25 protein-coding genes are annotated in these 20,819 nt (G+C 41.5%); 9 read left to right on the top strand and 16 right to left on the bottom strand.

Annotation, left to right across the window (positions count from 1 at the left end; translation table 11 throughout):
• Positions 1-130 precede the first annotated feature (130 nt).
• Together GJU41_RS11695 and GJU41_RS11690 are read right to left on the bottom strand one after the other, a co-directional pair.
• The gene (locus GJU41_RS11695; RefSeq protein ID WP_154318652.1) at positions 131-1,021 is read right to left on the bottom strand and encodes a hypothetical protein; all 891 of its coding nucleotides are present in this window, start codon (positions 1,019-1,021) and stop codon (positions 131-133) included.
• Positions 993-1,136: a hypothetical protein gene (locus GJU41_RS11690; protein WP_154318651.1), complete on the bottom strand. Its 144-nt coding sequence runs from the start codon at positions 1,134-1,136 to the stop codon at positions 993-995. The genes GJU41_RS11695 and GJU41_RS11690 overlap by 29 nt, the downstream gene beginning before the upstream one ends.
• Before the next feature lie 203 nt (positions 1,137-1,339).
• Between GJU41_RS11690 and GJU41_RS11685 the strand changes: the two genes are divergently transcribed.
• Positions 1,340-2,770, top strand: a complete 1,431-nt coding sequence (locus tag GJU41_RS11685; protein WP_154318650.1) for a recombinase family protein — start codon at positions 1,340-1,342, stop codon at positions 2,768-2,770.
• A gap of 16 nt (positions 2,771-2,786) precedes the next feature.
• Here the strand turns inward: GJU41_RS11685 and GJU41_RS11680 are convergent, their stop codons facing one another.
• On the bottom strand, positions 2,787-3,383 hold the full coding sequence (locus tag GJU41_RS11680; protein WP_154318649.1) for a sulfite oxidase-like oxidoreductase: 597 nt from the start codon (positions 3,381-3,383) through the stop codon (positions 2,787-2,789).
• 107 nt (positions 3,384-3,490) lie between these two features.
• On the opposite strand from GJU41_RS11680, the gene GJU41_RS11675 reads away from it, so the two are divergent.
• Positions 3,491-4,075 (top strand): biotin transporter BioY, encoded by a 585-nt coding sequence (locus GJU41_RS11675; protein ID WP_070876060.1) that lies wholly within the window; start codon positions 3,491-3,493, stop codon positions 4,073-4,075.
• 182 nt (positions 4,076-4,257) lie between these two features.
• Here GJU41_RS11675 and GJU41_RS11670 read toward each other — a convergent pair whose 3' ends face one another.
• Positions 4,258-4,791, bottom strand: a complete 534-nt coding sequence (locus GJU41_RS11670; protein ID WP_070876059.1) for a DUF6241 domain-containing protein — start codon at positions 4,789-4,791, stop codon at positions 4,258-4,260.
• 188 nt (positions 4,792-4,979) lie between these two features.
• Here GJU41_RS11670 and GJU41_RS11665 point away from each other — a divergent pair, with 188 nt between their 5' ends.
• Complete coding sequence (locus GJU41_RS11665; protein WP_154318648.1) at positions 4,980-5,123, top strand: hypothetical protein; 144 nt, start codon at positions 4,980-4,982, stop codon at positions 5,121-5,123.
• A 121-nt stretch (positions 5,124-5,244) separates the two neighbouring features.
• Here GJU41_RS11665 and GJU41_RS11660 read toward each other — a convergent pair whose 3' ends face one another.
• From GJU41_RS11660 to GJU41_RS11650, 3 genes are all read right to left on the bottom strand, one after another.
• Positions 5,245-6,573 (bottom strand): Na+/H+ antiporter family protein, encoded by a 1,329-nt coding sequence (locus tag GJU41_RS11660; RefSeq protein ID WP_154318647.1) that lies wholly within the window; start codon positions 6,571-6,573, stop codon positions 5,245-5,247.
• A 307-nt stretch (positions 6,574-6,880) separates the two neighbouring features.
• A complete protein-coding gene (locus GJU41_RS11655) occupies positions 6,881-8,371 on the bottom strand; it encodes a leucyl aminopeptidase (protein WP_070876057.1) in 1,491 nt (496 codons plus the stop codon).
• 15 nt (positions 8,372-8,386) lie between these two features.
• Entirely contained in the window at positions 8,387-8,770 is a 384-nt protein-coding gene (locus tag GJU41_RS11650; protein WP_070876116.1) for a DUF309 domain-containing protein, read from the bottom strand.
• A 173-nt stretch (positions 8,771-8,943) separates the two neighbouring features.
• Between GJU41_RS11650 and GJU41_RS11645 the strand changes: the two genes are divergently transcribed.
• Both GJU41_RS11645 and GJU41_RS11640 read left to right on the top strand, forming a co-directional pair.
• Positions 8,944-9,423: a divergent PAP2 family protein gene (locus tag GJU41_RS11645; protein ID WP_070876056.1), complete on the top strand. Its 480-nt coding sequence runs from the start codon at positions 8,944-8,946 to the stop codon at positions 9,421-9,423.
• A 13-nt stretch (positions 9,424-9,436) separates the two neighbouring features.
• A complete protein-coding gene (locus GJU41_RS11640) occupies positions 9,437-10,252 on the top strand; it encodes a cobalamin-binding protein (protein ID WP_154318646.1) in 816 nt (271 codons plus the stop codon).
• 168 nt (positions 10,253-10,420) lie between these two features.
• Here the strand turns inward: GJU41_RS11640 and GJU41_RS11635 are convergent, their stop codons facing one another.
• The 5 genes from GJU41_RS11635 to GJU41_RS11620 form a co-directional block, all read right to left on the bottom strand.
• Complete coding sequence (locus tag GJU41_RS11635) at positions 10,421-11,119, bottom strand: 3D domain-containing protein (protein ID WP_154318645.1); 699 nt, start codon at positions 11,117-11,119, stop codon at positions 10,421-10,423.
• A 140-nt stretch (positions 11,120-11,259) separates the two neighbouring features.
• Entirely contained in the window at positions 11,260-11,559 is a 300-nt protein-coding gene (locus GJU41_RS11630; protein WP_070876115.1) for a YuiB family protein, read from the bottom strand.
• A gap of 93 nt (positions 11,560-11,652) precedes the next feature.
• The gene (locus GJU41_RS24660) at positions 11,653-11,778 is read right to left on the bottom strand and encodes a YuiA family protein (RefSeq protein ID WP_170292796.1); all 126 of its coding nucleotides are present in this window, start codon (positions 11,776-11,778) and stop codon (positions 11,653-11,655) included.
• A gap of 163 nt (positions 11,779-11,941) precedes the next feature.
• The gene (locus tag GJU41_RS11625) at positions 11,942-12,424 is read right to left on the bottom strand and encodes an NUDIX domain-containing protein (protein ID WP_170292780.1); all 483 of its coding nucleotides are present in this window, start codon (positions 12,422-12,424) and stop codon (positions 11,942-11,944) included.
• Positions 12,425-13,037: 613 nt separating this feature from the next.
• Positions 13,038-14,261 (bottom strand): NAD(P)/FAD-dependent oxidoreductase, encoded by a 1,224-nt coding sequence (locus tag GJU41_RS11620; RefSeq protein ID WP_170292779.1) that lies wholly within the window; start codon positions 14,259-14,261, stop codon positions 13,038-13,040.
• Positions 14,262-14,652: 391 nt separating this feature from the next.
• Between GJU41_RS11620 and yumC the strand changes: the two genes are divergently transcribed.
• Positions 14,653-15,648, top strand: coding sequence for a ferredoxin--NADP reductase 2 (gene yumC / locus GJU41_RS11615; protein WP_070876051.1), 996 nt, complete (start codon positions 14,653-14,655; stop codon positions 15,646-15,648).
• 68 nt (positions 15,649-15,716) lie between these two features.
• On the opposite strand, the gene GJU41_RS11610 is transcribed toward yumC, so the two are convergent.
• Positions 15,717-16,463 carry a hypothetical protein gene (locus tag GJU41_RS11610; protein WP_070876050.1) on the bottom strand — a complete coding sequence of 249 codons (747 nt, stop codon included), beginning with the start codon at positions 16,461-16,463 and terminating at the stop codon, positions 15,717-15,719.
• Positions 16,464-16,585: 122 nt separating this feature from the next.
• On the opposite strand from GJU41_RS11610, the gene GJU41_RS11605 reads away from it, so the two are divergent.
• Positions 16,586-17,104 (top strand): hypothetical protein, encoded by a 519-nt coding sequence (locus tag GJU41_RS11605; RefSeq protein WP_154318642.1) that lies wholly within the window; start codon positions 16,586-16,588, stop codon positions 17,102-17,104.
• A 55-nt stretch (positions 17,105-17,159) separates the two neighbouring features.
• Here GJU41_RS11605 and GJU41_RS11600 read toward each other — a convergent pair whose 3' ends face one another.
• From GJU41_RS11600 to GJU41_RS11590, 3 genes are all read right to left on the bottom strand, one after another.
• The gene (locus tag GJU41_RS11600; protein WP_070876048.1) at positions 17,160-17,522 is read right to left on the bottom strand and encodes a HesB/IscA family protein; all 363 of its coding nucleotides are present in this window, start codon (positions 17,520-17,522) and stop codon (positions 17,160-17,162) included.
• An 85-nt stretch (positions 17,523-17,607) separates the two neighbouring features.
• Positions 17,608-18,468: a diaminopimelate epimerase gene (dapF, locus tag GJU41_RS11595; protein WP_070876047.1), complete on the bottom strand. Its 861-nt coding sequence runs from the start codon at positions 18,466-18,468 to the stop codon at positions 17,608-17,610.
• A gap of 139 nt (positions 18,469-18,607) precedes the next feature.
• A complete protein-coding gene (locus GJU41_RS11590; RefSeq protein ID WP_170292795.1) occupies positions 18,608-19,828 on the bottom strand; it encodes a NupC/NupG family nucleoside CNT transporter in 1,221 nt (406 codons plus the stop codon).
• Positions 19,829-20,075: 247 nt separating this feature from the next.
• On the opposite strand from GJU41_RS11590, the gene GJU41_RS25410 reads away from it, so the two are divergent.
• Positions 20,076-20,525, top strand: coding sequence for a DUF2225 domain-containing protein (locus GJU41_RS25410; RefSeq protein WP_318185593.1), 450 nt, complete (start codon positions 20,076-20,078; stop codon positions 20,523-20,525).
• On the top strand, positions 20,497-20,799 hold the full coding sequence (locus GJU41_RS25405; protein ID WP_396653213.1) for a DUF2225 domain-containing protein: 303 nt from the start codon (positions 20,497-20,499) through the stop codon (positions 20,797-20,799). The genes GJU41_RS25410 and GJU41_RS25405 overlap by 29 nt, the downstream gene beginning before the upstream one ends.
• Positions 20,800-20,819: the final 20 nt, after the last annotated feature.

Here is a 20,819-nt window from a genome sequence, read left to right as displayed (position 1 = left end):
ATCCTCCTATTTTCACTTTGATGTTTCAAGAAACTAAGTGGTATTCTAAAATTCTGTTAATCTATTTATCACCCTGAAAATTCAATATCCCCAATTCCTGCGCCGATAAAGTACGCAGTAACCAAATCCATCAACTCACCTCCTTTCGGTCATCTTCGTTAGCGTAATACGTTTCTGTATACGCTGGTAACGGAAACTGCTTGCCGGCAGCCTCACGCCAAATTTCGATTGAGTGTCGTTGATCACGTTTGATTTCGTCAACTTCGCGTTTATTTGCGTGACACCAGTACACGAACTCGCGATATTCATCCGTGGTTAATGCGTTTGCCGACGCTAACCAGGCGATGAGTCTATCGAAGCGTGCTTGCGATAGTTCAAAGCGTTGCCTATTCGCTGCGAACCATTCGAAGATGTTGTTGTCGTGTTTAGATATGTTTAAATCGCCACGTAGCGGAATCATATTTCCCGAGGTTGTTCCTCCGTGCCCGGTTGATAAAGGTATCGCATGATCCCAGTGAGTATCATTTTCTCCTGTTAATACGCACCCTCCGCTGAATTTTCCGTACGAATTGCTGACGTCAGAAAGTAGAAGCTTACGGGCGCGTCTGCGTTGCTGGATAAGCGCGACTTTGTCTAGGTTATTGCGCCGCCATTTCCTCGCATTTTCAGAGTGTCGTTCAAGGTTAGAAGCGTAATAATTACGGCGGTATTCAGGATTTACCTCCCTGTATTTCCTCTTTTGTTCAATAATTTTCTCGTAGTTTTCTTCGTAGTATTTTACAAATTTACCGCGATTCTCTGCGTAATATTTCCGATTTCGTTCTGATATCATCGTATGATTTTCTTCTTGGTATTTTTTCTTAGCTGCAGCCGCACACTCCCTACAATCAGACCTACGCCCGCCTAAACCACCTTTCTTATTCGAGAAACCTTCCAACGACTTCCAATCGCCGCACCTCGTACATTCCTTCCCGACAACTCCGTCTCGTTCTTCAAGTTGTACTCGTTTCCTTTTCGCCATCCTTTTCTGCAGCCTCCCTTTTCAATCGTCGCTCTCTTGCGATTCTTATCAATTCCGGTTTCATAGCCTCATACGCTCTCTTCAACGCTTCCTCTGACGGTCCGTCTTTTCGCATGTTAATCGCCTCCTCGATAAAACTTATTCGAGTTTTTGGCGGTTTATTTCCGCCTTCACATGATAATACCCGCGACATTTTCTCTTCGCGCACTTCCGGCGAAAGTTTTTTCCGCCTTCATAAGATAATAGTCACTGGAATCATTTTTCGGACACATTCGCTTAAAAAGTTTGTTATAATCGGAGCACGAGGTGATATCCGTTATGAAATGCGTAATTTACAGGCGTGTCTCTACAGAAATGCAACGCGAAGAAGGATTCTCGCTAGAGGCGCAGAAATCCCGTCTTCTTTCTTATATAGAATCGCAAGGATGGACGTTAGTAGAAGATTATGCGGACGAAGGTGTCAGCGCTAAGAATATCGAACGTCCCGCCCTACAACGTTTAATCGCTGATATGCGCCTGGGTAAGTTCGAAGTGGTACTCGTTTACCGTCTCGACCGCCTAGTCCGGTCAGTGACGGATCTTCACGCCATGCTGCAGGAGTTTGAGCGCAACTCGGTCAAATTCAAATCGGCCACGGAAGTATTCGATACAACTTCCGCGATGGGGCGTTTATTCATCACGATGGTTGGCGCAATGGCGCAATGGGAACGCGAGAATCTAGCCGAACGCGTAACGATGGGCATGCAGAAGAAGCACGAAGAAGGCAAGCGTAATGGGGCGAGAGCACCTTTCGGATATGATATCGGAGAGGACGGCGAACTCATTCCGAACGAAGCCGAGGCGAAATGGGTACGCTATATATTCGAAGCTTTCAAAACGAAAGGCCGGAAGATGATTGCGCAGGAACTAAATAACAACGGAGTTCGAACGAAGCTCGGCGCATTATGGAATGATTTCGCGCTTCATTATATCGTCACGAATCCGGTTTACTACGGTGCGCTCCGCTGGAACTATCGCAAGACATCCGGAGCTCGGACGCATGAGGAGACGGTTATTACCGCGAGCCACGTTCCGCTGATTACGAAGGAGCTTTACGATGAAGTTCAGGAAGTTCGTACCGCGCGAAAGGGCTCCGGCTTTAAATCGGACACGCATTATCCGTTTACTGGCGTTATCAAATGCGCTCGCTGCGGAAAATCGTTCGTCGGAGCCAAGCGCAAGAAAAAGGACGGAGAGTATCGTTTCTATCGTTGCCGCGGAAGATTTACGTACGGAGTTTGCGACATGCCGATCATTCCGGAAGAAGTTATCGAAGAAGAAATGATACGCGAATTTCCGCTGCAGGAAATCGCTAAATACGCTGAGCCGATCGAAGAAGAGACGGACGTCGACGTAGAAGCATTGCGCAAGGAATTAGAGCGGATTAACTCGGCTGAGAAGCGCTTGAAGGATATGTATAAATGGGGCGACTTAACCGAAGTTGAGTATCGCGGAGATATGGCGGCATTAAAAGAACGTCGGTCGCTCATCGAAGATAACTTGCGGACTGACAGCGCGAGTCTTGCGTTAGAGGAAATTAAAGAAGCATTCGATATAATATCGGAGAATTGGGCGGAGATGTCTTACGAAGGTAGGAAAAACATTATTAAAGAATTAATCTCTTCCGCAACAATCGAAGTCACTGGCGCGGTAAAAGGCGGACCAGGCAACCGCCCGAATATAAAAATAACGGACTACCAATGGCGGTAAGTCCGTTTTTCTTTTGTTAATCGAAATGGTATCTTTGCGATAGCCAAGGATCTCCTTTCATGTGATATCCGTTTCTCTCCCAGAATCCTGGGTGATTATGTTCTGTAAACTGAATCGCGCGTAACCATTTTGCACTTTTCCAGAAGTACAAATGAGGAAAAACGGCTCTGAAAGGAAAGCCATGCTCAGGCGTCAGCGTTTCCCCATTATGGGAGTGGGCAAGCAGACTTGTTTCCTTAAGAAAGTCATCAAGGGGCAAATTCGTTGTCCAGCCTTCCTCTGCATGGAGAATGCAATAGTTTGCGTTCTCATGCAACCCCAATTCGTGTGCGAGCTGTCGGGTGCTGATTCCTCTCCATACATTATCAAGCTTCGTCCAGCCTGTTACGCAATGAATATCATTGCCCTGATCCATTTGCGGCATGTTCATCAGATCTTCATATGTAAATCTCTTAGGATGATCAAGCAAGCCAAATACTTGCAGATCCCATTTGCTTATGTCCTCGTAATAAGGAACATTTCCCGCATGAAGAACCGGAAATGTTGTTGTGACATGCTGATTGGGCGGGACCCGATTGGGATCTCCCTTGCTTTTGACCTTCCCGAAATACATGTTGACACCTCCTCTTTGTTAACTATCAGAAAATAAAGTTGACATATATGGTCGGATTCAGTACTCTTTTTATAGAAAGATACAAAGCATCTATGGGGGATGAGAGAATGAAAAACAAATTAAAAGCTTATGATTTAGCGCTCGTTGGGATGTTTGCTGCTTTAATGGCAATTGGAGCAAATTTAACTTCGTTTTTAACGGTTGGAACAGTTCCTTTATCAATGCAGCCCTTTTTCTGTATTTTAGCAGGTTTGCTGCTTGGAAGCAGGTTAGGCGCTTTATCCATGATTGTTTATGCGCTGGTAGGAATAGCAGGAGCACCTGTCTTCGCGCAATTCAGCGGCGGCATCGGCGTCATTTTCGGCAGCACCGGAGGGTTTATTTTATCCTATATCGCAGCTGCTTATGCAGCAGGCATTATTGTTGAAGCAAGCAAAAAACCAACACTTCCAGTTTTCTTCCTTTCTTCTTTTGCAGGAATTGCACTTATCTATATCATTGGAACGACTTATATGTACGCAGCTCTTAATTATTGGCTGAACGCAGATATGAGCTATTCAGCCGCATGGCTTGTCATGACGTGGTTTATGGTCAAAGATTTGATCTTTACAGCCATTGGCGCTGTAATTGCTCCGCGCATTTATAAAGCTGTAAACAGAGCGACAGGTCTTGGAAAGCATCGCGCTGCTTAACTTCAAATATCAAATAAGAAAAGCGCAAGCGCCAGTTTAGCTCCGCCAGTAAAGGCGCTTTTTGCCAATACTTTCGGAGCCGTTCTGGCCGAGGAGTTGGGCATTGGAGCTAGACATCGAGGCGCAAAATTTTATACTTTCTTATCTCTTTAAAAAACACATGAGGAAAAATCATGTGTTTTTTATTTGATCTTACTCTTATTTTCTTCAAGATATTTCAATTCTTCTTCCTCAGACAGCAATCCCGTTGCTTTCCCGATCGTGCCCCCCTGAAGGCTCCATATTGCATTGTGGTCCCTGTCTGCTTCTGAATAATCATTTTCAAGCCACCTGCTCAGTATATCCAAATATAATTCTGAGTTATCAAACGCTTTTTCGTCGCTTTCAATTTGTTTGATTAAGTACAAAATTCTCTCTTCCGTAATTTCAAAGTGCACCCACTTGTCTTCGGCCTGCACTTTTTGATGAGACATCCCGTGCAGGTATTTCTGCAATTGATCTTCTGTAATCGTAGCTCCTCCTGTTGGAAATGGATTGTTGCTTAAATCAATTTCAGCAAGCTTGCCAGAACTTTCATTAATCGTTTTATTTACTTCTTCTGTACTTTGAACAGGTGTGTGAATCATTTCAGTGAAAATATAAAAAACAATGCCCGCACAGCATAGCAATAAAAAAATTGCACCCGTGAGAAACTTATGCTGCTTCATCCATTTCATGCACTGCACCCCTATCTTTTTTATACTAATTAGTTCTATTCATCTATTTATATCTCCTTCTCCAGGAAAGATTCTTGCATAACTAGACAAAATTCGATAAAATCTTACAGTATCATAGATTTCATGTATAAAAGATTCCTTAATTGGAAAATACTTAAAGTGAAATCTTATGAAAGAGGTGAGCTTTCATGACAATATTGCAAATGAAGCGTTATTTTTTAGATGAAAAAGAACGCGAAACTTACGAAAATACTCTATTAAAAAGACAGCCAGAACTTTGGGAGAGAATCCTGGAAATGGATGACGAAGAGTTAGTTGAGAGAGTGAAATAACAAAAGCAAATGCTGACACCATAGAAAAGCTCTGCCGTCTTATTATCAAGCAGAGCCTATCATCTAAAAAGGCCTCCCTGCTATTTATGCAGGAGGCCTTTTCTGTTTTTCTATTTTTCTATTAAAGGACAATGGCCGCGATCCATCCAAAAACCAGAAGCGGCAGGTTGTAATGCAGGAAGGTCGGGACAACTGTATCCCATATATGATTATGTTCTCCATCTGCATTTAAGCCTGATGTTGGTCCCAATGTGCTGTCAGATGCAGGTGAGCCAGCATCACCAAGAGCTCCTGCAGTACCGACAAGGGCAATGGTCGCCATTGGACTGAATCCAAGCTCAAGGCAGAGGGGGACAAAAATCGTTGCTATGATCGGAACAGTTGAGAAGGATGATCCAATACCCATTGTGACAAGTAAACCGACAAGCAGCATTAGAATTGCTGCAAGAGATTGATTTCCTCCAACTAAATCAGCCGACGTTTTGACGAGAGTATCAATGTGACCCGTTTCTTGCATAACAGATGCAAATCCTGCAGCAGCAAGCATGACAAATCCGATAAATGCCATCATTCTCATTCCGGATGTTAAAAGCTGATCTGCCTCGTTCCATTTCATTGAACCTGTAGCATACAACACTGTAATTCCTGCCAAAGCTCCAAAAATCATTCCTTCTACTTCAAGTTTCTGAGAAAGAAACAATTGAACACTTAATGAAACGATGATTGCAAGAACAGCAAATCCGACAGTTTTCTTCGTATAGACAGCAGGAGCCTGCCCGGCAATCTCTTTTGTTTCATATGTTCGCTTTTTTCTGTAAGTAAAAAATGCGATGATTAAACCGACAACCATACCTGCTGATGGAATCAGCATCGCCTGCGGAATATCCTTAAGGCTTACATTCAATCCGCCTGCTGCCATGTTCTTTTGAAGAATATCGTGGAAAATAGCTCCAAATCCGACCGGCAACAGCATATAAGGTGTGATTAATCCAAATGCAATCACCACTGCAATTAATCTGCGATCAACCTCCAGCTGATTAAACACCTTTAAAAGGGGCGGAATCAATACTGGTATAAATGCGATATGAACAGGCACCACATTTTGCGAGAAAATCGAAATGATCAAAATAACCATCAATATAAGGACCTTAGAAAGAGATTTCTTTCTGTCTTCCCCTTCTTTGCCAACAAGCTTTACAGCACCTTCCACCATCGCATCAGGCAAACCCGTTTTAGAAAGGGCAACTGCAAATGCGCCAAGCAGTGCATAGCTTAATGCGACTGTGGCATTTCCGCCAAGACCGCCCGTAAATGTTTCAATTGTTGTTTTTAAATTCAGTCCGCCTGTTAAACCGCCTACGAGTGCGCCTGCAACTAATGCAAAAACGACATTTACCCGCAGCAAACTTAAAACAAGCATGACCAAAACAGCTAAAATTACTGCATTCATCTATAAAACCTCCGGAATCTTTATACTTTAGTATGCTAATGTATTAGAGAGATAAAATTCAATAGAATTAAAATAACATACTTTCTTTTTTAGTGTCAATGCAAAAGTTTTATTATATTAGCAGACTAAAGGATATTGAGCAAAATCAGTGGATTGATGAATAGAAAAGGGGATTTTATGGGGTGAAATTGGGATGAATTCGGTATTTTTTGATGATAATCCTCATTTTCCGGAGCGGGGACTACGACCGCGATCAACAAAATGAACAGCAAAAAAGACACTGATTGATCAGTGCCTTTTCCCGTCATTAAACCTCAAATCGTTCCACGAAAGCAGCAAGCGTTCTGGCCATGACGCCAGTGCCCCCTGAAGGTCCAAGGTCATCTGCATTATTAGATGTGGCTGTTCCTGCGATGTCTAAATGGACCCAAGGCGTTCCTTCTGCGAATTCACCAATAAACGTTCCCGCCATGATGGCATGACCTTCACGGCCTGGGGAATTATTCAGATCCGCCATTTTGCTGCCGCGCACTTTATCAATGTCTTTTTTAGTAATCGGAAGTCGCCAGATTGGCTCGCCGCATTCGTGGGATGCTTCCAGCACTTGCTCAAATAATGCTTCATCATTTGTCATTGCACCTGTTGTATGTGTTCCAAGGGCAATGATGACTCCGCCTGTCAATGTAGCAACATCCACTAAGTAATTTGCGCCATGATGCTTGGCATATGTGAGCCCGTCAGCAAGAACTAATCGGCCTTCTGCATCTGTATTCAGTACTTCAATTGTTTTTCCGCTAAGCGAGACAATGACATCATCAGGCTTGAATGCATTGCCGCTGATCATGTTGTCGGTTGAAGGAATTACAGCCAGTACGTTTTGTTCCGGCTTCAGCTTTCCGATGATCTCCATTGCACCTAAAACGGCTGCAGCACCGCCCATATCTGATTTCATGCCGACAATGCCGTCTTTTGGCTTAATTGAGTAGCCACCAGTATCAAAGGTGATCCCTTTTCCAACGAGTCCAATGACATCTGTCCATTCCTCTTTGCCCTGATATTTAAGGACGATCATTTTCGGCGGCTCATCAGACCCCTTATTTACGGCAAGAAGAGCTCCCATTCCCAGCTTCTCCATATCTTCTTTTTCAAGCACTTCATATTCAAAGCCGTATTTTTGGGCAATATCCGCCGAGTATTTAGCAAGTTCCGTTGCCGTCAATATGTTTCCAGGCATGTTGACGAGTGTTCTTGCAGAATTTGTTCCTTCACCGAATGCAGTACCTACAGTTAGACTTGAACGTATTTCAGCTTCGTCATCGCTTGAGATGATTGTCACTTGGTTGAGGTTTCGTTCAGGCTCATTTGATTTTTGTTTATAATCCTGTATTTTATATGTAGAAAGCGGAAGAACTTCAGCTAATGCATGAGCAGCTTCGTTTCCTTGAACATGTTCACTTGTAAATGAATCAAGAACGATCGAAAACGATTGAATTTTTGCATTTTGCAGCGTTTTGAAAAGCTTCGCAAAAGATTCTCTGGCTGCATCAAAATCGTATTCCTTTTCTTTGCCGAGGCCCGCAAAAAAGATTCGTTTTGTAGCGATTTTACCAAGAGTATGAACTTTTGATATTTCTTTCTTTCTGGACGAAATATCGCCGTCTTTTACGAGTGATGAAATTTGGCCTTCGAGCTTATGATCAAGCTCAGCTAAAGGACCTTCAAACTCGCCGTTTTTTTGAAACAATCCAAAGATGATTGTTTCTTCGTTCCATTTAATTGTTGACTGAATATGAAACATGAAAGCACACCTCCATTAATAATTAGGTTTCCCCGGGTCTTCTTCAAGGTATAGAAATAGAGCAGGCAATTTAGGCAGCTGCCCGGCTTCTTCAAAAGAAACAGACTGAATGCCTGCAGGTATAATCATCAGGCATTCCTCAATGAATGCATTTACGTTTTCAAGGTCCACTCCCCAATGGAATGGGCGGTAAGACTGTATGTAAGAGTGTCCTGCTTGCATCATGAGCCTTGCTCCTTTAATATTGCCATATTCATAATGATAAATAGCAACTGTCATTTGCAGCAGACCTTTTAGAAATAAATTATCCTTCTCAGTCAGCCAGATTAATTCAAGCAAATCATGGCAAGTATAATAATCGCCTTCATTAAAATGGATAAAAAACTGATAATATTCCATTGGGTAAAGAGTCACGTGGCATGCACTCCTCTCTGACCTTATTGTATCAAAGGATAAAAAGTTTTTATACTATTTGAACAAATGACAGAGGATAAGGGCATGAATGCATGGAACTATACCATACAGTCAATAACAGAACATTTATTTTTCGAACCGAAAGGATGTCCGACTTCATGGAGATACTGCTTAATTTCCCGCTATTAGCTTCCCTTGCAGCCATTTTCTTTGCGCAATTTGTAAAAGTCCCGATTACGTATATTGCGACCCGTAAAATTGACTGGTCCCTTATTTTTAGCACAGGGGGGATGCCAAGTTCCCATTCTGCTGCTGTCACGGCACTTGCAACGGGAGTCGCTCTTGATAATGGGCTTGCTTCTTCCCTCTTTGCGGTTTCAGCCGTTTTTGCCATCATCACCATGTTTGATGCTACGGGAGTAAGAAGACATGCCGGAGAGCAGGCCACAGTTCTTAATAAACTCGTAACTGATTTTAATACATTTGTAGGCGAGGCAAAATCATGGCCACAGCAGGAAGAAGAAGAAAAGCAGAAGAAATTGAAAGAACTTCTCGGGCATCAGCCTATTGAAGTATTCTTCGGGGGCCTGACTGGAATCTTATTAGCGCTGTTTCTGCACTACCTATTCATATTGTAAAGGAGGAATTATTTTGCGGCTAATATCTATTTGCCCAAGCAATACAGAGCTTGCCGCCTATTTAGGTCTGACTGACGATCTGATTGCAGTTGATGATTATTCTGACTGGCCTGAGCAAGTGAATGATCTGCCGCGCCTTGGACCTGACCTGTCCATTAATATGGATCTGGTTGAACAATTGGAGCCTGACCTTGTTCTCGCTTCATTGAGTGTGCCTGGTATGGAAAAAAACGTGGACGAACTTATAAAAAGAAAGATTCCTCACCTTGTATTAAACCCTCAGTCTTTCGAGGATATAGGAAATGATTTAATGGCTGTAGGCATTGCTGCAGGCAAGGAAAAAGAAGCTGCCGCAGTTGTTTCGCGTTATCATCAAATTTTAAATGATTATAAAGAAAAATCCTCAAAGCTTGATCATTATCCTGATGTTTATTTTGAATGGTGGCCTAATCCCATTTTCACACCTGGTCAAGTAAATTGGCTGACTGAAATGTGTGAACTGGCAGGAGGGCGCAATAGTTTCCGTGATGTTGAGCTTGCGAGTGTCCAAACCAGCTGGGATGACATTATCCGCAGGAATCCTGATCATATTTGTCTTGCTTGGGTCGGCGTTAAGCAAAGCAGGATGAAAGTCCAGCATGTTTTAAAGCGTGAATCGGCAGAAAACCTTGCTGCCGTCAGAGAGAATCGCATTCATCTGCTTGAGGAACAGCTTTATTGCAGACCATCACCAAGGCTCTTAAATGGACTTGCGAAACTTGCAGCCATCCTTCATCCGGACCACTTTCCGCAGCCTGAAGAGAAAGATTCCCTAACTTCTACTACATAGAAAAAGCTCAGGTTAAAAACCTGGGCTTTTTCCGTGACTGAGAATACCGCATCCCGATACTTTTGAGATTAATTCCAAGTCATTGGACTAATCTAGAAAAAACACTCGAATTGTTCAGCAAAAATGTACCAGACCTAAAGCGGTTTTCATCAATCCCGCCATCCATCATTAACTTTTCGTTTTGGGTTTCATGTATTTTTGACGAAATGCCTGCATCGACTTATTTTCATTCAATTTCGCCAGTTCTTTTTCAGTTAACCGTCCGTTGCCTTTTTGGACGATATATATGTCTAACGTTTTTTTGCCCCAAAATTGAAAGACTTCTTCAACAGTATCGTAATAAAGATCCAGTTCATTCCCCTTTATCGCACCGCCCTTGTCTGCTACAACACCAAAGCCGTAACCTGGAATAAACAGAATGGTTCCTACCGGAAACACACTTAAATCAGCTGCTATGGTTGAATACAAATCTCTTTTCACTTTTACTCCAGAATACGTAATGCCATATTCCGGATGTTCAGGTTTTTTGCCTGTTGATTCATAGCCAGCTGTATATCCTGTTGCTGTTACTTCTTGCTTAGGGTATTGTGACCAGTCAATTTCATTTTCAAGCGATATTTGATCTAATGAGCTTCCGCTTGAAGAAATCGCGGCTGCGACCGTTTTTTCACTGTGCAGAGATTTAGGGATGAGTCCCGTCAGCTTATAAGGATGCCCTTCACTTTCCAATATGCCCTTGCTCCACCCATTAAAAACAGGCAGATCCTTTGCCTCTGCACCTGAAAAAGCTTTTAAAGTGGTACCGAGCGCCACTAGTAATAATAGTGTCATTAATAGACGCCTTGACCAGGTTTTCGTCCTATCCATTTACGATGTGTTCACTCCTCTCACATCCATAATCGTTTCCAAATGGCAAACGAAATATTCAGGATAGAAAGGAATCCATATTTTACAAGTTTAGTTTTACCAAAAATAAAAAGACCTGCACACGATGTACAGATCACATTTTAAAACATTTGATATCCTCTTTTGCGGAGCATGTTAATAACAATTCCAGACACAACTGCACCGATAAAACCGCACACAAGAATTAGAATATCTGCCAAAGCCAAAGACAGAATACGCTCTCCAAGGGATGAAAAAGAGGATCCAGGTGAGGTAAAGTACTCGGTGAATCTCACATTATCTACAATCAATATACAGACAATCGGATAGATAATAGCCATGATCCAAGACATGCGTAGCAGCATATTCAGCAAGAAACCGATTCCAAAAAATAAAACAAAGAATAAAAGCATCGAAATCATCAATACAGGTAAAAACAAGTTATCGCCTCCAGTACACCTATTTAAGTGTACTGAACAAGCGATATTCAGTCAATCGGAAAAACATTGAACGTTTTATGAAGACTTCTTTCCAGTTCCGTTGCAGCAATCGCACGTCTCTGAACCGCCAAGAAGCAATTGAAAATAACCTTTACCTGAACAATATGGACATTCTTTCTTATCGATAGCAGATGTATTCATCATCTATTCTCCCCTTTGTCAAGTATCTCTTTTTAGATATTGAAGATACTATATCAGGTTCTTTGTAAAGGATAAAGGGAGAAAATCTCACGGGATTGTTGATGTAAGCGAATACATCAAGCTCATCCTTCTTTTTTCTCAATTTTTCTTATTATTTTGAAAATTATAAAAATATACGATATGAAGTGTATCCAAACTGATCGCCAGGGTTCAGGCCTTCAATTTTATAAAGCATTTTCTCAAATGCTTCTTCTGCAAATGACTGAAGCAGAAGCGATGCATTCTCGTCTCCCTTAAGAATTTGCGGCGGAAAAAAAGCAGCTTCAAACAGTTCATCTTCCTGTACAATAACTGTAGAAGAATTCGCCTTTAATTTAAAAATAATCATATTATCACTGATCGTATTTTGAATGACGCCTGACCGAATCCCAATGACGCCTTGAACTTCTGCTTCTATTCCGGTTTCCTCATGAATTTCCCGAACAATCGCTTCATCCACCGTTTCCCCCTCATTCACAAATCCTGCAGGAAAAGACCACTTCCCTTTCAATCCGCCGTATTTCTTTTTTACGACAAGCCAGTCCCCGTTTTCGTTTTCTACTACACCAGAAACAGCAATCCATACATTCCCCCGTTTATTTGCCACTTTAATCTCCCCTTTTTACTTTTTATATTTCATTCAATTTCCCAACAAGAAAAGCGCAAGCGCCTTGGTCAAATCCGATAGGCAGATAAGTATCCGACGGAAAAGTCCTGGTCCCGCCTTTTTATGTGTTAACAGGTTTAGGAATCTTTGATCGCTGCTACTGGAGCGGGAAACGGGAGGTATTCTCTGCTTTCATTTTTTGGAGAGGTTATCCGTGACATTCTTACCCTCCAATACCGTTATTCGGTTTAGCAGGGTACGATTCCCGCGCTTCCTTACCATCCAATACCATTACTCGGTTTTGCAGGGTATGATTCGAGCGCTTCCTTACCCTCCAATACCGTTATTCGGTTTTGCAGGGTATGATTCGAGCGTTTCCTTACCCTCCAATACCGTTATTCGGTTTTGCGGGGTACGATTCAGCCGTTTCCTTACCTTCCAATACCGTTATTCGGTTTTACGGGGTACGATTCCCGCGTTTCCTTACCCTCTAATACCGTTATTCGGTTTTGCGGGCCGTTTCCAATTACTATGAAGCATAACAAATATGAATTCTGACACTATAAAAAAAGACAAAAGCACAAGGCTTCTGTCTTTTATTTTACTCTACTTCTTAGAAAAATTTAAATTTCCCTTTTTTAACGACTAATCCAGCTCCGCCAACCATTAAGAGAGCACGGTTATCAATCATTTTCTTCATGAATGAAGCTTTTGTTCCCATTACTTTCTTGCCAAATACCATACCTACAGCATCATCTTCGCCAAGTGAAGCAACTGTACCTTTGATGTCTGGTTTGAATTCTTCCATTTCACCTTGGTCACGAACGGCAACAGCAATGTTTTTAGCAGCTGTAATACCTTGCTGCATCGCAATTTGAGCCGTTGGAGGATATGGACGGTTGATTTCTTCGTTGATCACTAGAGAACAGTCGCCAATAATGAATACATCTTCATGGTTAGGAGCTCTTAGGTAAGAATCAACTTTTACACGTCCGCGCATATTTTCAAAACCAGCTTCTTCAACGATGCTGTTTCCGCGCACACCTGCTGCCCAAACAACTGTATCAGCTTTGATTTCTTCCATTACGTCGTCTTTAGCAACAATAATACCATCTTCTACACATTCTTTGATCGCAGTTCCGATCTTGAATTCTACACCTTTACGCTCTAAGTGGTTAACAGCGTATTCTACAAGCTCTGGATCAAATCCAGGAAGAGCTGTTGGAGCAGCTTCTACACAGATAATGCGTACTTTCTTATGATCAACATCGTACTCGCGGCAAAGCTCAGGAACACGGTTAGCAAGCTCTCCCAGGAACTCGATGCCAGTGAAGCCAGCTCCGCCCACAACGATTGCAAGACGCTGGTCGCGTTTTACTTCTTCTGTGTTGTAAGTAGCAAATTGATATTCGATATGCTCGCGCAATTGGCGCGCAGCATTGATGTTAGTAATACCGAAAGCGTACTCTTTCAAGCCTTTGATTCCAAATGTTTCTGGATGAGATCCAAGAGAAATCACAAGGTAGTCATACTCAAGCTCGCCATTTGCAAGAACAATTTTCTTTTCATCTTTCTTAATCGAAACAACTGTTTCTTTCACAAATTTCACACGGCTGTTATCAATAACATCTTTCACTTGGTATCTTGCTTTATCATGATGCAAAGTACCAGCTGATGCCTCGTGCAGCCATGTTGTTTCATAGTGATAATCATTTTTGTTTACCAATGTAAGATCTGCTTCGTTCACACCGATCATTTTTTGAAGACGTGTAACTGCCATTAATCCGCCGTAACCTGCACCTAAAACTACTATTTTGGGCTTTCTCAACCGAATCACATCCACCTTTTTTTCTGAATTTGTTGTAAAGAATGAAATAAATTCTATACTGATTATCTTCCGCTGCTTCACAACATTTTATTTTGTTTTGCCTAAAAAAGTATGTGAAAATGTTCACTTAACTTTTCAAAATAATACCGAAAACTTTGTAAGTAGTAACATAGAATATAAATAATGCCTATATTACATAATAGCATCTGCGATTTATTTTTCAAGACCAAATTGAAGGATTAGAAACGTTAAGAATTTTACAAAAATAAAAACATTCTCTATAATAATCATATTCTTATACAAGGCACATCTCTTTACTCAGGTCACCAGGTGAAAATGTTAAAGAGGTATGATATGTTATAATTAAGAATTATTATCAATTACAAGCGAGGGGATATTTGTGAAGGAAGACACAAAAGTATACGACATAACAATTATTGGCGGCGGACCTGTTGGTTTGTTCACAGCTTTTTACGGCGGCATGCGTCAGGCTTCAGTTAAAATTATCGAAAGCTTGCCTCAGCTAGGCGGACAGCTTTCTGCCTTATATCCTGAAAAATACATATATGATGTTGCAGGATTTCCTAAAGTGCGCGCACAGGAGCTAGTTAACAATCTAAAAGAACAAATGGCTAAATTTGAGCCGACTGTCTGCTTAGAGCAAGCGGTAGATACAGTTGAAAAACAAGCTGATGGCGTCTTCAAATTAACAACAGATCAGGAAATCCATTATTCTAAAACGATTATCATCACTGCAGGAAATGGTGCGTTCCAGCCCCGTAAAATTGAACTTGAAGAAGCTGCTTCATTTGAAAAAGCAAATCTTCATTACTTCATTGATGATCTAAATCAGTTTGCAGGACAGAGAGTTCTTATTTGCGGAGGCGGAGATTCTGCTGTTGACTGGGCGCTTATGCTTGAGCCAATTGCCGAGAAAGTAACACTTGTGCACAGACGAGATAAGTTCCGTGCTCATGAGCATAGTGTTGAAAACTTGAATAACTCAAAAGTACAAGTTCTCACACCATTTGTACCAAAAGAATTAACAGGTACAGAAAATATTGAGCAAGTAGTATTAGAAGAAGTGAAAGGCGACCGCAAAGAAGTCATCGATGTGGATTCTGTCATTGTGAACTTTGGATTCGTCTCATCTCTTGGCCCAATCAAGAACTGGGGTCTTGAAATTGAAAAAAATTCGATTGTCGTTAACAGCAAAATGGAAACAAACGTAGAAGGAATATATGCTGCAGGAGACATCTGCACTTATGAAGGAAAAGTAAAACTGATCGCAAGCGGATTTGGAGAAGCTCCAACCGCGGTTAACAACGCGAAAGCTTATATGGATCCAAAAGCAAGAGTTCAGCCGCTTCACAGCACAAGTTTGTTTGAAAAATAAATAAATATTACTCCTAAAAAAGAGGAAAAGCGGTCTGCTTTTCCTCTTTTTTATGGAATAAACCTCTTTTAGCTCTGCCAGTAATTGCTGTAAGGATTATAATACACCGGCTGATTCCATTGTTGATATCTCTGTCCGCCAAACGGCATGCTGCTTTGATCACTACTTCCCGGTATTTGGCCGAACGGACTTCCCTGGCCCCCCTGCACGCCTCCTCCTTGGTCCATTCCCGGCATTTGGCCGAATGGGCTTCCCTGGCCTCCCTGCATGCCTCCTTGATCCATTCCCGGCATTTGGCCGAACGGGCTTCCCTGGCCTCCCTGCATACCTCCGCCTTGACCCATTCCCGGCATTTGGCCGAACGGACTTTCCAGGCCTCCCTGCATACCTCCGCCTTGATCCATTCCAGGCATTTGGCCGAACGGACTTTCTTGACCGCCTTCAGGTGGAGATCCCCCGCCATTCTGTGGAGATTCCGGCTGCTCCTGCTCCTCTTCTTGCGGCTGCTCCTGCTCCTCAGCTTCAGTTTGTCCTTCTTCTTCTTGGGGAGCCTCTTCTTCCATTTTTGGAGGTTTCGGCATCACTTCGAAGGATTTGATATCATTCACATTTACCTGACTTGTCGTTAGTGCAGGAAAGGACAAAATAAATACCGCACCAGATGGTTTATCTAAGTAGAATACAAATGCCTCTTTTTCCGTACCGTTTATAAAGGTCAATTTCACCCATTTATACAAGCCCTCATTTAATTCATCTGTTGATGACAGACGAAATTGATTATACATCTGATATGGATATGGATAGTAATTCATCATTCAAGCTCCCTTCTCAATTCACACATCAATACTATATGCCCAATATTTGTCCTATGTTTTTTATGGAAAATGTAACCTATTCTTACTTCTTAACGACTATGGTGTTTAAAGGGGGAAAATAGATGAAATTGAAAATCATTCTTTGCTTATTGTTTATTTCAGGCATCTTTTTTGTAAATGAAGAAAAAGGCTATGCTTGCTCTTGTGCACAGCCGTCTTCTGTTCAATCTGAATTAGAAAACAAAACGGCCATTTTTTCAGGAAAAGTGTTAAAAATAATTGAAAACAGCAAGAAAGAAGCGTTAATAGAGGTCAATCAAATTTGGAAAGGCCCTTCTCAATCACAGCTAATAATTGAAACAGAAAGAGATTCAGCAGGCTGCGGTTTTGATTTTATTGAAGGGCAAATTTATCTTATTTATGCATACGGGGAAAAGAATACCCTTGAGACAGGGTTATGCGAGCGAACAGCTTTAGTTACAGACGCAGGGGATGACATAAGGGTTCTCGGTGCAGGAAAAGAACCTGAAAAGCAAGTGAATTTAGAGCATCAGCTTGATTCCAATAGATTAATGGGGGTTATCGTTTTTGCTGTGACTTTCATCCTTATTTTCATCATAGTTTATAAAAGAAAAAAATAAGAAAAAAAGACACTTCACTAGCTTCAGGCTAATGAAATGTCTTTTTCTGTTACAATCAGCACTCTTCAGGAGTACCTGTATTCGAAGCCGTTCTAAAAGATGAACCGCATCCGCATGAAGCAATGGCATTGGGATTATCAATCGTGAATCCGCCGCCCATAAGGGACTCTTTAAAATCAATTTTTGTCCCTTTTAAAATAAGGGAGCTTTCTTTATCAACAAGCACTTTGATGCCATGCACTTCAAATTGAGTGTCGTCATCATTCGGTTCTTGTTCAAAACCCATGCCGTACGATAAACCGCTGCAGCCGCCGCCTTTCACACCAACGCGCAGAAAAGCCTGCTCTTCACCGTTTTCTTTCATCATATCTTTTATCTGATAAGCTGCCGCTTCAGTAATTAGTACAAAATCATTCATTTTCTTGTTCCTCCTTTGCCAATCATCCAAAGGCTATACAGTAAGTATACCCTTTCTATTTGGAACTCTCAAATGAAACACTTTGCTATTTGTCGTAGAAGTAGACCCCTGTACAAATAACCTCTGCAGGACCTGTCATTAAAACATTACCCTCTTTGGTCCAGTTGATCAGAAGATCTCCTCCAGCAAGGTGGACAGTTGTATCCAGCCCTCTTTTCGTATGCCCATTAAGAACAGAAGAGACAACGGCTGCACAAGCACCTGTACCGCATGCCTGAGTAACACCGGAACCTCTTTCCCACACTCTGAAGTGAAGTTCATTTTCCGCTGCCACTTCAACAAACTCAACATTGATGCAATCAGGAAAAAGGGGATCTTTCTCAACTCTTGGTCCAAGTGTTAATACTGGCGCTGATTCAATGCTGTCCACATAAAATATTAGATGCGGATTCCCCATTGAAACGGCTGTAGCATGATAGACACTGCCGTCAAATTCAAGCTGTTCGTTTATGACTTTTTCATCAGGAGTGCCAGCCATAGGAATTTCAGCCCGATTAAGCTTAGGCTGACCCATATTGATTGTTACTCTGCTGACTTCGCCATCTTCCACTTCAAGCCTAGCATGAACCAAACCCGAGAGTGTTTCAATCGAAAATTCTTTCTTTTCTATCAGTTTATTCTCAAATGCATATTTCGCAACGCAGCGAAGACCATTTCCGCAGTTTTTCCCTTCTGACCCATCACTGTTGAAAATCCTCATCTTTACTGACGCTTTCTCAGATGGACAAATTAAGATCATTCCATCTGATCCGATGCCGGTAAATACATTCGATACTTCTTTTGCAAGCTGAGGAAGCATTGATTCTTCAATTTGTTCTTCAAACATATTTACATATATATAATTGTTGCCGAGTGCATGCATTTTAGTAAATCGGAATTGTTTCATACTGTTCTCCCTCTTTTTTTCTTTTTATAAGTATAAAATGCTGGAAACAGGATCACAATAGAAATATCCCCCGTTTGTTATAGATAATAAAAGCTCCCTGCTTTGGTGCAGGGAGCTTTTATTCGTGATCCTACTATGATTAAAACATAAACATCCCTGCAATTGCCGCACTTAAAAGGTTGGCAAGTGTTCCTGCAGCTATTGCTTTAAAACCAAGCCGTGCAATATCCTGACGGCGGCTTGGAGCCATCCCGCCAAGTCCTCCAAGCAAAATGGCAATAGATGACAGGTTGGCAAATCCGCAAAGTGCAAAGCTTATGATAGCTACCGTTTTATCTGACAGCGCATCAAGCTGCGGTGCAAAATTTGAATAGGCAACAAACTCATTCAGTACCAGCTTTTGACCGATAAAGCTTCCTGCCTTCACAGCTTCTTCCCAAGGAACTCCGATGATAAAGGCAAGAGGTGCAAAGACAAACCCAAGAATGTATTCAAGTGTTAAGTTAGAAGCTCCAAAAATCCCTCCGATAAAACCAAGGATTCCGTTTAAAAGTGCTATCAAAGCGATAAAAGCTAAAAGCATCGCCCCAACATTCAAGGCAAGCTGAAGTCCTACAGATGCTCCCTTTGCAGCAGCATCAATTACATTTGCAGTATCTTCATCACTTTCCATCTTAACGCCTTCCATCGTTTCAGGCATTTCCGTTTCCGGAATAAGCATTTTTGCCATAATAAGCCCTGCAGGCGCAGCCATGAAACTTGCAGCAAGCAAGTACTCAAGAGGAACTCCAAGAGCAGCATATCCGAACAGTACAGATCCCGCAACAGAAGCAAGACCCCCTGTCATGACAGCGAACAATTCTGATTTTGTCATTTTTGCTATGTACGGTTTAATGACCAAAGGAGCTTCCGTTTGCCCTACAAAGATATTAGCAGCAGCAGAAAGCGATTCTGCTTTACTTGTCCCTAGTAATTTCGATAAACCGCCGCCTAAGATTCTGATAATCCACTGCATAACCCCAATATGATATAAAACAGAAATTAACGAAGAAAAGAAAATAATGATTGTCAGAACATTAAATGCGAAGATAAAGCCTGTTGGCTGTGATGGATCTCCAAGTGAACCAAATAGAAATCCAATCCCTTCACTGGCATAACCTACAAGGTTCTGTACAGATTCTGTCAGCCCTTTAAAAGCTCTCGTTCCAGGCTCCCATTTTAATACCAGAAATGCAAATAAAAGCTGAATGGCAAGGCCGCCAAGAATCGTGCGGACTTTAATATGACTTTTTCGTTCCGATAGGAGAAAAGCGATGGCAAAAAGGACTGCAATTCCCATTAGCCCCCATAAAAAATTGATCATTTCTTCACCTCAGTCAATCGTTTTTGATGTGTCTAAAATAACAGGCGATAGCGGGTATGTCTATATCATTGTGACAAATAATGATATTTTCCGACAAATTAACTAGTTGCACAAACTTAGGTTGCATCTGAATGGATTTAGTTATTCAAAAAAGGCTATTTACCATTTCATGATACTTTATACCTATATGTATGGTATGATTTCATTACAATTTACCCTGTTTTACTAATGGGAGGAACACTATATGAATAAGCTTGATTTCCTATATGATAAGAATATAGATTGTCCAATTTGCAAACATACCTATACAACAAAAAAAGTAAAAAGAGGCTTCATACTCGCGGTCAATCATGACACTGATTTTTGTTCTTATTATAGTAAAAATGAATTCAGTCCTCTTCTTTACTATGTAAATGTGTGTCCTGCCTGCGGTTTTTCAATGTCAGAAGAATTCTCTCCTGTTTTTCCTTTTAGAACAGAGGAAATAATCAATAATAAGATACGCGCAAACTGGGGGAGCATGAATTTCTGCAAAAAGAGAAGTGTTAAAGATGCCATTCATACATACAAGCTTGCTATTTATTCAGGAGTATTGAAAAAAGAAAAACACGTTTCAATGGGGGGGACTTTATTTAAGGCTTGCCTGGCTCTACCGGACGGAGCAGATGGTATTACAGGAGAATCGCTTTCTTAAATTAGCCTTAGAGGAATATATCGCTTCTTATATAAATGATGATTTCTCTGGCACACATTTAACTGAAATGAAAGTTCTCTATTTAATAGGTGAACTGAGCAGAAGATCAAATGATGAATCACAGGCCGCACTCTACTTTTCAAAAGTCATTGAAAAACAAAAAAACACTGAGGAAAAAGTGATCGTCGAAATGGCAAAAGACAGATGGAGCGAAATGAGGGAAATGAAGCAAAAGTGGACGGTACATAAGAAAAACGAAAGCGCCTTGCTCTGATTCGACAGGCGGATTCGTTC

The sequence above is a fragment of the Metabacillus idriensis genome (genome assembly GCF_009674765.1).
Lineage (GTDB): Bacteria > Bacillota > Bacilli > Bacillales > Bacillaceae > Bacillus_P > Bacillus_P idriensis.
Note: the sequence above shows the minus strand (reverse complement) of the source record. Positions and strands in the feature narration are given on the sequence as shown.

Bases quoted from the DNA above. Each gene is read 5' to 3' on its own strand.
- GJU41_RS11695 (WP_154318652.1), bottom strand. From the start codon at position 1,021: ATGGCGAAAAGGAAACGAGTACAACTTGAAGAACGAGACGGAGTTGTC.
- GJU41_RS11690 (WP_154318651.1), bottom strand. From the start codon at position 1,136: ATGCGAAAAGACGGACCGTCAGAGGAAGCGTTGAAGAGAGCGTATGAG.
- GJU41_RS11685 (WP_154318650.1), top strand. From the start codon at position 1,340: ATGAAATGCGTAATTTACAGGCGTGTCTCTACAGAAATGCAACGCGAA.
- GJU41_RS11680 (WP_154318649.1), bottom strand. From the start codon at position 3,383: ATGTATTTCGGGAAGGTCAAAAGCAAGGGAGATCCCAATCGGGTCCCG.
- GJU41_RS11675 (WP_070876060.1), top strand. From the start codon at position 3,491: ATGAAAAACAAATTAAAAGCTTATGATTTAGCGCTCGTTGGGATGTTT.
- GJU41_RS11670 (WP_070876059.1), bottom strand. From the start codon at position 4,791: ATGAAATGGATGAAGCAGCATAAGTTTCTCACGGGTGCAATTTTTTTA.
- GJU41_RS11665 (WP_154318648.1), top strand. From the start codon at position 4,980: ATGACAATATTGCAAATGAAGCGTTATTTTTTAGATGAAAAAGAACGC.
- GJU41_RS11660 (WP_154318647.1), bottom strand. From the start codon at position 6,573: ATGAATGCAGTAATTTTAGCTGTTTTGGTCATGCTTGTTTTAAGTTTG.
- GJU41_RS11655 (WP_070876057.1), bottom strand. From the start codon at position 8,371: ATGTTTCATATTCAGTCAACAATTAAATGGAACGAAGAAACAATCATC.
- GJU41_RS11650 (WP_070876116.1), bottom strand. From the start codon at position 8,770: ATGGAATATTATCAGTTTTTTATCCATTTTAATGAAGGCGATTATTAT.
- GJU41_RS11645 (WP_070876056.1), top strand. From the start codon at position 8,944: ATGGAGATACTGCTTAATTTCCCGCTATTAGCTTCCCTTGCAGCCATT.
- GJU41_RS11635 (WP_154318645.1), bottom strand. From the start codon at position 11,119: ATGGATAGGACGAAAACCTGGTCAAGGCGTCTATTAATGACACTATTA.
- GJU41_RS11630 (WP_070876115.1), bottom strand. From the start codon at position 11,559: ATGATTTCGATGCTTTTATTCTTTGTTTTATTTTTTGGAATCGGTTTC.
- GJU41_RS24660 (WP_170292796.1), bottom strand. From the start codon at position 11,778: ATGAATACATCTGCTATCGATAAGAAAGAATGTCCATATTGTTCAGGT.
- GJU41_RS11610 (WP_070876050.1), bottom strand. From the start codon at position 16,463: ATGATGAATTACTATCCATATCCATATCAGATGTATAATCAATTTCGT.
- GJU41_RS11605 (WP_154318642.1), top strand. From the start codon at position 16,586: ATGAAATTGAAAATCATTCTTTGCTTATTGTTTATTTCAGGCATCTTT.
- GJU41_RS11600 (WP_070876048.1), bottom strand. From the start codon at position 17,522: ATGAATGATTTTGTACTAATTACTGAAGCGGCAGCTTATCAGATAAAA.
- dapF (WP_070876047.1), bottom strand. From the start codon at position 18,468: ATGAAACAATTCCGATTTACTAAAATGCATGCACTCGGCAACAATTAT.
- GJU41_RS25410 (WP_318185593.1), top strand. From the start codon at position 20,076: ATGAATAAGCTTGATTTCCTATATGATAAGAATATAGATTGTCCAATT.
- GJU41_RS25405 (WP_396653213.1), top strand. From the start codon at position 20,497: ATGGTATTACAGGAGAATCGCTTTCTTAAATTAGCCTTAGAGGAATAT.